The organism is Stappia sp. ABD4_338, assembly GCF_056312175.1.
Window position 1 is genome coordinate 925,658 of the sequence record NZ_CM149982.1, and the last position, 13,040, is coordinate 938,697.

9 protein-coding genes are annotated in these 13,040 nt (G+C 66.7%); 5 read left to right on the forward strand and 4 right to left on the reverse strand.

Going from position 1 to position 13,040, the window contains the following annotated elements; genetic code table 11:
- Positions 1 to 304 precede the first annotated feature (304 nt).
- Positions 305 to 2,761: a plasma-membrane proton-efflux P-type ATPase gene (locus tag ACYX4S_RS04080; RefSeq protein ID WP_476361987.1), complete on the forward strand. Its 2,457-nt coding sequence runs from the start codon at positions 305 to 307 to the stop codon at positions 2,759 to 2,761.
- Positions 2,762 to 2,795: 34 nt separating this feature from the next.
- On the forward strand, positions 2,796 to 3,947 hold the full coding sequence (locus tag ACYX4S_RS04085) for an alpha/beta fold hydrolase (RefSeq protein ID WP_476361988.1): 1,152 nt from the start codon (positions 2,796 to 2,798) through the stop codon (positions 3,945 to 3,947).
- A gap of 106 nt (positions 3,948 to 4,053) precedes the next feature.
- Here the strand turns inward: ACYX4S_RS04085 and ACYX4S_RS04090 are convergent, their stop codons facing one another.
- Together ACYX4S_RS04090 and ACYX4S_RS04095 are read right to left on the reverse strand one after the other, a co-directional pair.
- The gene (locus ACYX4S_RS04090; protein ID WP_476361989.1) at positions 4,054 to 5,373 is read right to left on the reverse strand and encodes an MFS transporter; all 1,320 of its coding nucleotides are present in this window, start codon (positions 5,371 to 5,373) and stop codon (positions 4,054 to 4,056) included.
- Positions 5,374 to 5,565: 192 nt separating this feature from the next.
- Positions 5,566 to 6,777 carry an MFS transporter gene (locus ACYX4S_RS04095; protein ID WP_476361990.1) on the reverse strand — a complete coding sequence of 404 codons (1,212 nt, stop codon included), beginning with the start codon at positions 6,775 to 6,777 and terminating at the stop codon, positions 5,566 to 5,568.
- A 110-nt stretch (positions 6,778 to 6,887) separates the two neighbouring features.
- Here ACYX4S_RS04095 and ACYX4S_RS04100 point away from each other — a divergent pair, with 110 nt between their 5' ends.
- Entirely contained in the window at positions 6,888 to 7,835 is a 948-nt protein-coding gene (locus tag ACYX4S_RS04100; protein WP_476361991.1) for a cupin domain-containing protein, read from the forward strand.
- A gap of 101 nt (positions 7,836 to 7,936) precedes the next feature.
- Complete coding sequence (locus tag ACYX4S_RS04105) at positions 7,937 to 8,713, forward strand: AraC family transcriptional regulator (RefSeq protein WP_476361992.1); 777 nt, start codon at positions 7,937 to 7,939, stop codon at positions 8,711 to 8,713.
- Between the two features lie 12 nt (positions 8,714 to 8,725).
- Here ACYX4S_RS04105 and ACYX4S_RS04110 read toward each other — a convergent pair whose 3' ends face one another.
- Entirely contained in the window at positions 8,726 to 9,190 is a 465-nt protein-coding gene (locus ACYX4S_RS04110) for an Lrp/AsnC family transcriptional regulator (RefSeq protein ID WP_293723897.1), read from the reverse strand.
- Positions 9,191 to 9,358: 168 nt separating this feature from the next.
- Here ACYX4S_RS04110 and ACYX4S_RS04115 point away from each other — a divergent pair, with 168 nt between their 5' ends.
- Positions 9,359 to 10,801 (forward strand): aminotransferase class V-fold PLP-dependent enzyme, encoded by a 1,443-nt coding sequence (locus ACYX4S_RS04115; RefSeq protein ID WP_476361993.1) that lies wholly within the window; start codon positions 9,359 to 9,361, stop codon positions 10,799 to 10,801.
- Between the two features lie 13 nt (positions 10,802 to 10,814).
- Here ACYX4S_RS04115 and ACYX4S_RS04120 read toward each other — a convergent pair whose 3' ends face one another.
- Positions 10,815 to 12,974, reverse strand: coding sequence for a methyl-accepting chemotaxis protein (locus tag ACYX4S_RS04120; RefSeq protein WP_476361994.1), 2,160 nt, complete (start codon positions 12,972 to 12,974; stop codon positions 10,815 to 10,817).
- Positions 12,975 to 13,040: the final 66 nt, after the last annotated feature.

The window sequence follows — 13,040 nt, forward strand, 5'->3', positions numbered from 1 at the left end:
GGGCAGTCCCGGCCAAAGGGGCCGTTTGCCGCGCATTCGACGCGGCGGACCTCGCGCCCGCCCGGCACGGATACGCTCCCATCTCCTTCCTCTGTTGCCCCTGATCGGCCCCGCGCGTTCTTCGTTGCGATGAAGGCGTGAGCGGCACGGTTATCGTCTTTTTGTGCGATGCGACATTTCTGGGGCTTGATATTTTGCAGTGCAGCGCGTCCACTCGCGGTGGCGGTGACGCGAAACCTTGCCAGTCCCTGCATGTCATGCTTCAGCCGCTCGGGAGATCTGGCTCCAAGGTGGAAGTGAGATCATGATCCAGTCCGATGCCGTTCCCACGCACCAGCCTGACACCCATGCGCCCGACATCGACCCGCCCGAGGGCCTGAGCAGCCGCGAGGCCGGGGCACGGCTCTCCGAGGTGGGCGAGAACGCCCTCGTGGAGCACCGGCGCACGCTGGCCGGCCGGCTCGTCGGGTTCCTGTGGGGGCCGATCCCCTGGATGATCGAGGCGGCGGCGCTGCTGTCGGCCATCCTCGGGCACTGGGAAGATCTCGCCATCATCCTCACCATGCTGGTGATCAACGCCGGCGTGGGGTTCTGGCAGGAATTCAAGGCCGACAACGAGATCGCGCTTTTGAGGCAGCGTCTCGCGCTGACCGCGCGCGTCAGGCGTGACGGGACGTGGCAGGACATCGAGGCCCGGCTGCTCGTGCCCGGCGACCTGGTCTTCGTGCGACTGGGCGATGTGCTTCCGGCGGACCTCAAGCTCGTCTCCGGCGCCTATCTGAGTGTCGACCAGTCGGCCCTGACCGGCGAGTCGCTGCCCGTGGAAAAAGGGCCCGGCGACGAGGCCTGGTCCGGGTCGGTGGCGCGCCAGGGCGAGATGACCGGCGTCGTCACGGCCACCGGCATGAACACCTATTTCGGCAAGACCGCCGGGCTCGTGGAACAGGCGGACAGCGTCTCCCACTTCCAGAAGGCCGTGCTCAGGATCGGCAACTTCCTGATCCTTGTGACCGTCGCGCTGGTCGTGGTCATCGCCATCGCCGGCCTGTTTCGCGCGGATCCGTTCCTGGAAACGCTGCAGTTCGCGCTGATCCTCACCGTCGCCTCGATCCCGGTCGCGCTTCCCGCCGTTCTCTCGGTCACCATGGCGGTGGGGGCCGAGCGGCTCGCCCGGTTCAAGGCCATCGTTTCGCGGCTCGTCTCCATCGAGGAAATGGCGGGCATGGACATCCTGTGTTCCGACAAGACGGGCACGCTGACGAAGAACCGGCTGACGCTCGGCGCCTCGCAGCCGGCGGAGGGGGTGAGCGAGGATGATCTCCTGCGTGTCGCAGCCCTTGCCTGCGAGAGCGATGCGCCCGACGCGATCGATACGGCGATCCTGGCGCGTGTCCCGCAGGCGGGCACGGACGACAGGGTGACGGCCTTTCACCCTTTCGATCCTGTCGGCAAGCGGGCGGAGGCGGAGGTTTCGGGCCCCTCGGGCGCCTATGCCGCCAGCAAGGGCGCGCCGCAGGTGATGGTCACGCTGTGCGGCCTGCCGGCGGAGGACGCGAGGCGCTGGGCCGAGGCGGTGGATGCCGCCGCGGCGCGCGGCTTTCGCGCACTGGGTGTCGCGCGCAAGGACGCGGAGACCGGCTGGCGGTTTCTCGGGCTTCTGACGCTCTTTGATCCGCCGCGCGAGGACAGCGCGCGGACAATCGCGGAGGCGCGGGAGCTCGGCATCGACATCAAGATGATCACCGGCGACCACGAGGCCATCGCGCGCGAGGTCGCGGGGCAGGTGGGGCTGGGCACCCGCATCGCCGTGGCGGAGGACCTCTTCGGCCCCGACGGCGAGGTGGCGGGAACGGGCGGGCGGACGCTCGACGAGGTCAACGGCATCGCGCGCGTGTTTCCCGAGCACAAGTACCGAATCGTCAGGGCCTTGCAGGACGAGGGTCACATCGTCGGCATGACCGGCGACGGGGTGAACGACGCGCCCGCGCTGAAGCAGGCAAGCGTCGGCATCGCCGTCAGCGGGGCGACGGACGCGGCCCGCGCCGCCGCCGACCTGGTGCTCACCGGCGAGGGGCTTTCCGTCATCACGACGGCGGTCGAGCAGGCGCGCCAGATCTTCGAGCGCATGACGAGCTACGCCATCTACCGCATCGCCGAGACGCTGCGCCTCCTGCTGTTCATGACGCTGTCGATCCTCGTCTTCGACTTCTATCCGGTGACGGCGGTCATGGTTGTGCTGCTGGCGCTGCTGAACGACCTGCCGATCATGGCCATCGCCTATGACAACGCGCCGGTGGCGCGCGCGCCGGTGCGCTGGGACATGGGGCGCGTCCTCACGATCGCCAGCGTTCTGGGCGTTTACGGCGTCATCGAGAGCTTCGTCCTCTTCTGGGCCCTGCGGGACTACATGAACCTCGCGCCGGACATGGTTCAGGCGCTGATCTTCCTGAAGCTGCTCGTTTCCGGCCACATGACCATCTACCTGACCCGCAACAGCGGCTTCGTTTGGGAGAAGCCCTGGCCGAGCTGGAAGCTGGTCGTGCCGTCCGAGGCCACCCAGCTCGCCGGAACGCTGATCGTGGTCTACGGGCTGTTCATGGCGCCGACCGGCTGGGGGCCGGCGCTTCTGGTGTGGGGCTACGCTCTCGTGTCCTTCCTGCTCGCCAGCGCGGTGAAGGTCGGTGTCCTGCGGCTTCTGCGACGCGGAAGCCTGCGCCACCGCCGGCATCTCGCGCGGGTGAGCGCGCATCTCGGCCGCTGAGACGCGCGGCGATCCGGTTCCTGAGGAGACTGCCATGACATCGACCCGACATCATGCGACGCACGGAAAGAAGGGCGCCGCCGACACGTCCGCCACGCCGACGTTCATTCCCGCCTTCTGGCCCATGCAGCTCGCGGCGAAGATGGTGGAGGAGGGGCTGGACATCGCCGCGCGCAACGCCGCCTTCGCCCATGAGGCGGTGAAGCTTCAGGGCGGCATCGCGCCGAAGCTCGCCACGCAAAACCGGGTGCGGCTGGAGCTGCGCACCATGCAGCTTCGCGACTACGGCGATCCCGATGCCGGCGGCATCCCGACGCTCGTGGATGCCCCGCACGCCGGTCACACCGCCATGATCGCCGACTATGCGCCGGGCCAGAGCCTGATCTCGACGCTGCTGGAGAACGGCCATTCCCATGTGGCGCTGACCGACTGGCGCACCGCGACGCCCGACATGAAGGATCTCGAGATCGACAACTATCTCGAGGAGGTTCTCGCGGCCATCGAGGATCTGGGCGGGCGGGTCAATCTGGTCGGCCTGTGCCAGGGCGGATGGGTCTCGGCGATGATCGCCGCGCGCTTCCCCGAGAAGGTGAACACGCTGGTGCTCGCCGGCGCGCCCATCGACACGGATGCGGGCGACGGGCCCATCCGCAAGATGGTGCAATCCTCGCCGCTTTCGTTCTACGAGGAACTGGTCGCGCTCGGCGACGGCCTGATGCTCGGCTCCTTCATGCTGCAGGGCTGGAAGAACATGCATCCCGAGCAGCACTATTTCGAGGAGTTCGTCGACCTCTACGAGCACATCGACGATCCCGCCTATCTCGCCAAGAAGGAGACCTTCGAGAGCTGGTACGAGAACCCCATCGACCTGCCGGGGCGCTGGTACCTGCAGGTTATCGAGCAGCTTTTCCAGCAAAACAGGCTGGCGAAGGGCGAGTTCGTGGCGCTGGGCCGCAAGCTAGACCTCAAGGCGATCACGTGCCCGGTGTATCTTCTTGGAGGCGCGGCGGATGACATCACCACGCCGGAGCAGGTGCTGAACGCGGCCGGTCTCGTCGGCACGCCCGACGGCGAGATCGAAAGCAAGGTCGTTCCCGGCGGCCATATCGGCCTGTTCATGGGCTCGCACACGCTGACGGAGCACTGGCCCGGCATCGCGCGCTGGATCGCGCAACGCTCGGCCTGACAGACACTTCGGCCCGGGAGACAAAAAAGCCCGGGCCGCTGGCAGGGCGGTCCGGGCAGTCGGGCAATTCCCTGGTGGCGCGGAACGGGCCGGTCCGCGTGCCGGATTATTCGGCCGGGCTTGCCAGCACCTTGCGGAACGGCAGCGCGACCTCGTTCCCCTCGCTCGGATCGTCGGGCACGATGCGCGCGAGGATCAGGCTCACGCAGGCCATGCCGGCACCGATCAGGAAGACGGCGGCGGGCGACACGAGCCAGATCAGGCCGAAAGCCGCCGGAATGACCACCGCCGCGATGTGGTTGATGGTGAAGGCCACACCGGCGGTCGGTGCGATGTCGGCCGGATCGGCGATCTTCTGGAAGTAGGTCTTCATGGCGATCGCCACGGCGAAGAAGGCGTGGTCGACCACATAGAGCGCCGCCGCCAGGTGGGCGTTGGTGACGAAGGCGTAGGTCAGGAAGACACCGATCAGGCCGACGTATTCCACCGTCAGCGCGGTCTTCTCGCCGACCTTGCCGATCCAGGATCCGATCTTGGGCGCCAGCAGCATGTTGAAGGTGCCGTTGATCAGGAAAAGGCCGGCGACCTCGTGCACGTCGTAGCCGAAGCGCTCCACCATCAGGAAGCCCGCGAAGACGGTGAAGATCTGCCGCCGCGCGCCGCCCATGAAGGTCAGGGCGTAGTAGAGCCAGTAGCGGCGGCGCAGCACCAGCTTCTTGCGCTGGGGCACGCCCTCGCGAAACTGCGGGAAGGCGACCAGCAGGAAACCGAGCACCACCAGCGTCAGCACGCCCGCGATCAGGAACACGGTCGAGAAATGCAGCTCGAACGTCTTCCAGGCAATGAAGATGATGCCGTAGGCCACGAGTTGCGCGAAGGCGCCGACGGCCAGGATCTTGCCCATGCCGGCGGCGGCCTTCTCCTTGGGAAGCCACTGCAGCGAGAGCGACTGGTTCATCGTCTCGTAGTAGTGGAAGCCCACGGACATGACGAATGTGGTCAGGTAGAAGCCCCAGGTGGTGGGGAAGTAACCGGTCGCGGCGACGCCGATGCCCAGGAACGCGAGCGAGACATAGGCAAGCGTCTGCTCGCGCATGACCAGCAGCACGTAGATCGCCGTAAAGGCGAGGAAACCGGGAATTTCGCGGATCGACTGCTGAATGCCGATCTCGCGGCCCGTGAAGCCGAGCTCGTGCACGGCGAAATTGTTCATCAGGTTCCACCAGGCAGCAAAGGAAAGCTGCATGGCGGCGGCCATGATCATCAGCAGCATCAAGGGCGAACGCCAGCCGGTGCCGGACGGGATCCCGTTCGGCGGACGGGAGCCGGGAACGGTGGCGCCGGCCTCCTGATAGGCGGTCGAGGGAGCGGGGGCACCCGACGGCGGCGTGCCGGCGGCCGGGGTCCCGACGGGGGGATGCGTCATCGCGCGTTTCCTCGGTATCGAATGAGGCGGTCGGCTTGCGGACTGAAATGCCGACCGGCCATCAGTGTTTTCACTGTGATACCCGATGGACCCGTTTGCGTGTTATCGCCATTTTGTCAGATTGTATCTTTGAGACGACAGGTGACGGGCCTGCCGGAGCAGGCCCGTCGGTGTCAGGTTGGCTACGGGCGATCAGCCGCAAGCCGGCCGGGCAGCGGCGGCAGGGGCGGTGTCGACGCCCGCGACGACGGTGATCGCCCCCAGGACCAGCACGGACCCGCTGGCAAGGAACAGGCTCTGGACGCCGTTCAGGTCGAGGATCAGTCCGCCGAAGGCCGCGCCGAGGGCGATGGCCATGTTGATTGCCGCGACCAGCAGGCCGCCCGCGCTTTCGGCTTCCTCCGGGGCATGGCGTGAAACCCACGCCGACCAGGCCACCGGCACCGTGCCGAAGGCGAGACCCCAAAGCGAGATCAGGGCCAGGTCGACGACGAAGGTGCCGCCTGCCGTGGCGAGCAGGACCGCAAGGGCCGCGATTGTCAGGGGCATGATGGCGAGCGTCAGCAGGAGCGAGCGTGCCACCAGCATGCTGCCCAGGTAGTTGCCGATGAAATTGGCGACCCCGAAGGCGAGCAGTGTCGCGGAAATGGCGGTGATGCCGATGCCCGTGACTGTCTCGAGGAACGGACGGATGTAGGTGAACAGCGACATGTGGCCGCCGAACACCATGAGAACGGCCAGCATGGCAAGAGCGGTCCGTCGGCGAGAAATCATCTCAACCAGCATGCCGAAACGCGCCCGCCCGCGCGGCGGCAGGGGAGGCAGGGTGGCGAACTGGAACGCGAAGACCGCGAGGCCCAGCCCGGCCGCGCCGGCGAAGACGACCCGCCAGCCGAACAGGTCACCGACGTAGCTGCCGACGGGGGCCGCAAGGATGGTCGCCGCGGAAATGCCGGACACCATGACCGACAGGGCCTTAGGCACGCTGGTTTCCGGCACGAGCCGCATGACGACGGCGGTGGAAAGGGACCAGAAGCCGCCAAGGGCGGCGCCCAGCACGAGGCGCCCGGCAAGCAGCACCTCGACACTGGTCGAAAAGGCCACGACCAGGTTGGAAAGCACCAGCAGCAGCGAAAGGCCGAGCAGCACCTTGCGCCTGTCGATCGTGCTGGTGAAGGCCGCGATGGTCAGGCTCGCGACCACGCCCATCGTCGCCGTCGCGGTGACGGCCTGGCCGGCAACGCCCTTGCTGATCGCGAGATCGCTTGCCATCGGCGTCAAAAGGCTTGCGGGGAGGAACTCGGCGCCAACGAGACCGAAGACGCCGAGGCTCATGGAAAAGACCGCCGCCCAGGCAGCCGTCATGGATGCCGCCGGTGCGCCGGCGGCGTGTTCGCCATTCATGTGAGGTTCCCATCGTGAGGACTGTTGTTGGGCGTTTAGATGGGTGGCGATTCCGGACGAACCATGCCACATATCTTCAAAAGTTTGACCGAAAGTCCGGAACTGGCCTCATGACACCAAATCCCTCCGATCCCATCGGCGAGTTGCTCATGGGCATGAGGATGCGGGGTGCGAGTTACAGCAAGCTGCATCTCGCGCCAACCTCGGGCGTCGCGTTTCCCGCTTCTTTGCGTGCGAGGTTCCACTTCATCGCCTGCGGGACGGGGCTTCTGGAGACCGGGACGGGGGAGACGATGCCGGTCTCCTGCGGCGACGCGGTGCTGCTGCCGCATGGTGGCGAACATGCGTTGATGTCGCGAGCGGGCGCCGTGGTCCGACCTTTCGGGAGTTTCGAGACGATGCCCCTGTGTCCGGGCATGTGCGCGCTCGGGACCGGACCGGAGGTCGGAGACGGTTCTTCGGATGGCGGTGTTCTCGTGTTTTCCGCCGAGATGGAGTTCGAGTTCGACACGCTGCATCCGCTTACCGCGCTGATGCCTCGCGTTCTGCATGTCGGTCCCGCTCCGGGCGAGGAGCCGGAGGTTCGCCCGCTGCTCGATGCGATGGAGCGGGAAATGTTCGCCAACCGCGCCGGCACGGCCGGCATCCTTGCGCGGCTTGCCGAGGTCATCGCCGCGTCCGTGGTTCGAAACTGGGTCGAATGCGGCTGTGGCGACGCGACCGGCTGGGTCGCGGCCTTGCGGGACGAGAGGCTTGGCCGGGTTCTCGCGGCCCTCCACCGCGATCCGGGGCGTGACTGGACGCTTGCCGAGATGGCGACGGCGATGGGAAGCTCGCGCTCGGTTTTCGCCGAGCGGTTCACGGCGGCGACCGGCACCACGCCGCTGCGATATGTGGCGGCGCTGCGAATGCGGCTTGCCGAACAGTGGCTGTCGCGCGACCGGCGACCGATCGACGTGGTTGCCCGGGAACTCGGCTACCAGTCGCAGGCAGCCTTCAGCCGGGCCTACAAGCGGGTGACCGGACGCTCGCCCGGTCAGTCCCGGAATGCGAGGTAGCGACATTGCCTTCGCGTCGGGACTGCGGGGCGCGCGCGATGGCGTCGCCGGCGCATTGGCTGTAGGCTTGCCGGCGCGTGTTTTCCTGCTTCCAAGGTCCCATGATCCATCCCCTGCGCCAGGAGCGGTTTCCCGAGGAGCATCCCGACCCGATCATCTCCTTCGTCGGGCTTGAGGCGGCGGGCGGCATGACGCAGCCCCATTCGCACGGCCGCGCGCAGCTCTTTCACATCACCAGGGGATCGGTGACGGTGATGACGCAGGCCGGAAGTTTCGTCGTGCCGCCGGAGCGCGCGATCTTCATTCCCCCCGGGATCACCCACAATTCGATCTACCACACCGAAACCGAGGTGCGGTTTCTCTACATGCGTCCGGAGCGGCTTCCGGCCATGCCCGACAGGCCTTTCGTGGTGCAGGTGACGCCGCTTCTGCGCGAGCTGATCCTGGGCTTCATGCGTGCCGCGCCCGACTATCCCGACGACGGGCCGACCGCGCGGCTTGCCGCCGTTCTGGTCGACCAGATCGCGGCCTCGCATGTCGCGCCGCTGCATCTTCCCATGCCCGACGGCGAAAGATTGCGCGCAGCCCTTGCCCCGCTTGTCGAGGGCCCGGCGGCGAACCTTTCGGCCGAAACGCTCGCGGCACGCGCGAACCTGTCGCTGCGGTCCTTCGAACGTCACTTCTCGGCCCAGACCGGGCTGACCTTCCGTGCCTGGCGCCGGCAGGCGCGGCTGATGAAGGCGGTCGAACTGCTTGCCCAGGGAGTTGCGGTCGGGGAGGTCGCCGACCGCCTCGGCTACGAGGGGCCGAGCGCTTTCGTCGCCACCTTCAAGAAAGCCTTCGGCGTCACGCCAGGGCGCTACTTCGAGGGCACCTGAAGCGGGTCCCGCTCAGCCGGTCTCGCGGATCGGCAGCGGCCGCTGTTCCTCGATCGCTTCCATGGCGAAATAGGAGGTGACGGAATCCAGTTCTACCCCGGCGATCAGCTTCTGGTAGACTGCGTCGTAGTTCGCCATGTCGCGGGTCACCACCTTGAGCAGGTAGTCGTAGTCGCCCCCGATGCGGAAGAAGTCGATCACCTCCGGGATCGTCGAGACATGGGCCCGGAACCGCTTCAGCCAGTCGAGCGAGTGGTGGCGCGTGCGAACCATGACGAAGACGACCAGGTCGAGGCCGAGCTTCTCGCGGTCGAGGCGCGTCGTCTGTCCGGTGATCACGCCGGCCTTCTTGAGCGCCTGGACGCGGTTCCAGCAGGCGTTCGGCGACAGGTTCACCAGTTCCGCAAGGGCACGCTGGGTGAGCGTTCCGTCGCGCTGAAGCAGGCGCAGAATGGCGGCGTTGAAGCGGTCGATCATTATCCCCGTCCTGACCGGCCCTGATCGACCGGATTCATCGAGTTTCGCAAAATTCTGGCACAAAAAGAGACAAAATCCGGCCTATCGCAAGACAGAATTTGCAAAATTCCTGTCGCTTCCGTGCAATGGGCCCTTGGTCCATGCTCGGGCATATTCCGGAGACCGTTCATGATCCTCGCCCGCTTCGCCGAGAGCCTGCCTGCCGGCACGGCGCTGCTTCCCGCTCTCAGGGCTGGCGTCATCGGTGAGGGACAGGCGTTTCAGGGTCCCTTCGGCGAGCGCCGCCTCGTCTATGCCGACTACACGGCTTCCGGGCGGGCGCTTGCCCAGATCGAGAGCTTCGTGGTCGGGGAAATCCTGCCGTTTTATGCCAACAGCCACACGGAAGCCTCCTTCTGCGGCTCGTTCATGACCCGCGCGCGTGCCGAGGCGCGCTCGGTGATTGCGCGGGAGTTGAACGCGGGGCCGGGGATTTCCGTGATTTTCGCGGGGGCCGGCGCAACGGCGGGGATAAACCGGCTGGTGACCCTGCTTCTCCCCGCCCGCGACGAAATGGCGGCGACAGGTGAGCGGCCCCTGGTGGTCCACGGTCCCTATGAGCACCATTCCAACATTCTCCCCTGGCGCGAAAGCGGGGCCGAGGTCATCGAGATCGGCGAGGGGCCGGACGGCGGTCCGGACATGGAAGCGCTGAGGGCGGCCCTTGCCGGGGCCGGCAAGGGCCGCCGGATCGTCGGTGCCTTCTCCGCAGCCTCGAACGTCACCGGGATTGTCACGGATGTCGTTGAAGTCACAAGGCTTCTGAAGTCCTTTGGCGCATTGGCTATCTGGGATTACGCAGGCGGCGGGCCCTATCTGCCGATCGACATGGCACCGGCGCCGGACGCTCTCATCGACGCGATTGTCGTGTCGCCGCACAAGTTTCCGGGCGGACCCGCGGCCTCCGGCGTGCTGGCCCTGCGCGAGAGCGCAGTCCTGCGCAAGCAACCGTCCTGGCCGGGTGGTGGCACCGTTTCCTTCGTCTCTCCCTGGGGGGAGGATTATTCCGGCTCGCTCGTCGCGCGCGAGGAGGCCGGAACGCCGGACATGCTCGGGGACATTCGCGCGGCCCTTGCCTTCCTGGTGAAGCGCGCGGTGGGCGTCGAGACCATCGTCGCGCGTGACAAGAATCTGGCCGAAAAGGCGTTCGCGGTCTGGGACAAGGTTCCGGAAATCGAGGTCCTGGCGGGGGACAGGCGAAACCGGCTGCCGATCTTCTCGTTCCGGGTGAAGGATCCCGCGGGCGGGTATATCCACCAGCAACTCGTGACGCGGATGCTGTCGGATCACTACGGCATTCAGGCGCGTGGCGGATGTGCCTGCGCCGGGCCCTACGCGCATCGCCTGCTCGGCATCGACGAGGCCGCCTCGACGGCGCTTCGCGCCGCCATCGCCGCCGGCAACGAGATCGAGAAGCCGGGCTGGTGCCGGCTCAACCTCTCCTGGCTCTGCGATGATGCGACGGCGAGCTATATCATTGACAGTGTTGCGGAACTTGCCGGGCGGGCCGGAAGCCTCAAGCCGCTTTACACATGTGATCCGGCGACCGCGCGGTTCGCGGTCGCCGGCTGAGGTGAGCGCTGTCTCAGGCGGCGCGAACCGTTGCGAGGAAGGTGTCGACCTCGCTGCGCAGGCGCTCCGCCTGGGTCGAAAGCTCGTTGGCCGAGGCCAGGAGCTGGGTGCTCGACGCGCCGGTTTCCTGCGCGGCCGAGTTCACCATCACGATGTTCGAGCTGACCTCGGACATGCCGCTGGCGACCTGCTCGATGTTGCCCGCGATCTCCTGCGTTGCCGCGCTCTGCTGCGTCACCGCGCCGGAGATGGCGGTCGAGACGTTGCTCATCTCGCGGACCGTGCGGCCGATCTCGGTGATCGCGGAGACGGTGCCACGGGTCGAGGCCTGGATGCCCTTGATCTGACCGCCGATCTCTTCCGTGGCGCGCGCCGTCTGGTTGGCCAGCGACTTGACCTCGGCGGCGACCACCGCGAAGCCCTTTCCGGCCTCGCCGGCACGGGCCGCCTCGATCGTCGCGTTGAGCGCCAGAAGGTTGGTTTGCTCGGCGATGTCGGTGATGAGCGCGATGACCTCGCCGATCCGGTCGGCGGCGGTGGAAAGCTCGCCCACCTTGACGTTGGTCGCGTCGATGTTCTCGACCGCCGTCTGAGAGATCGACTGGGATTCGTCCACCTGACGGCCGATTTCCGAAATCGAGCTGGTCAGCTCCTCGGCGGCGCCCGAAACCGCCTGCACGTTGCAGCTTGCCTCCTCGGCGGCCGAGGCGACGACCTGGGAGCGCTGCGAGGTCGCGTCCGCGCCCTCCGACAGGCTGTGCGCGGCGGCAAGCATCTCGGTCGCGGCCGAGGCGACCGTCTCCACGATGCCGCCGATGGCGTGCTCGAACTCGTTGGCGAGCTTTTCCCGGGCCACGCGGGCCTCTGCATCGAGGCGTGCCTTGGCTTCCGCCTGCTCCGCCTCGAGCCGCTTCACCTCGACGGCATTGTCCTTGAACACCTGGACGGCCGCAGCCATCTCGCCAATCTCGTCCTTGCGGGTCGTGTCCGGGATCTCGATGGAGAGGTCGCCGCCGGCGATCTCGCGCATGACGCCGCTCATGCGACCGATGGGCTTCGAGATCGTGCGGGCGAAGAGGAAACCGCCGACGCCCATGACGAGCACCACGATGCCGCCGATAAGCGCGAAGCGGAGTGCCATCGCGTTGATCGGAGCCTGGATCTCGGCCATGTCGATCTCGGACAGAAGCGCCCAGTTCGTTCCCTCGAAGGTGAGGGGGGTGTAGGAGGCGAGCACCGGCTGGCCGCGATAGTCGGTCGAGATCGCGACGTCGCTCTTGCCGGCGAGCGCGTTGCGCACCGATGGCGTGTCCGACTTGCGGTTCAGGATCGAGGAGGGGGCTCCCTTTTTGCGGAAACGGCTCTCGGAGCGCATCAGGAAGTCGGTGCCCACGATGTAGCTTTCGCCGGTTTTGCCCAGGCCGATGGCATTGTTCATGATCGCGTTGATGCGGTCGATGGGCATCTGGAACACGAGCGCGCCCTCGAAGGCGCCGGAGGCGTCAAGGACCGGCGATGCGATAAAGCTCGCAGGCGCATCCGCGGACGGGGCGTAGGGCGCGAAGTCGACGAAGGTCGCGGTTCCGGCCGCGGGATTGGCGACAACCTTGGCGAAAACCTCCGCAAGACCGCTGTTGCGCCACTCGCCGGTCTTCAGGTTGGTGCCGTAGTCCGGCTCCTTGAACACCGAGTAGACGACGTTTCCGGCCGCATCGAGCAGGAAGACGTCGTAATAGCCGCGCGTCTGCTGCACCTGGCGCAGCCAGGGATGGAAGGAGGCGTGGGCCTGCGAATACGCGGATCCGTCACCGGCCGCGTCGAGTTTGTGCTTCTGGCCGGTGGGATGCGGATTTTCGCCGATGTAGGCCTTTCGCAGGGCGTCATTGGCGCCGCTACCGGCCTGCGTTTCGCCGTAGGTGTCCCGCATCCGTTCGAGGGCGGTACGCACCGTGTCGTTCGCCGCAAGCAGCTTGAGGTCGTCATCGATGCTGGCCAGATAGCTCGAGATTTCGGACTTTCTGGACGCGGCGGTCGCGCGCATGGACTCAAGCGAGGCATTGAACATGCCCTCGCGCGAGGCTTGGTAGCCCACAATCGCGGTGATCGCCGTCGCTGCCGCCACCGCGAGCCCCACCAGGAGCGGGATCTTGTGCGAGATGCGAAGTGATTTCATGCCAGTGCCGCCTTTTCCAGCAAGTTATTCATCGGCACTAATGACACTGTTCCCTTGCGTAATTGT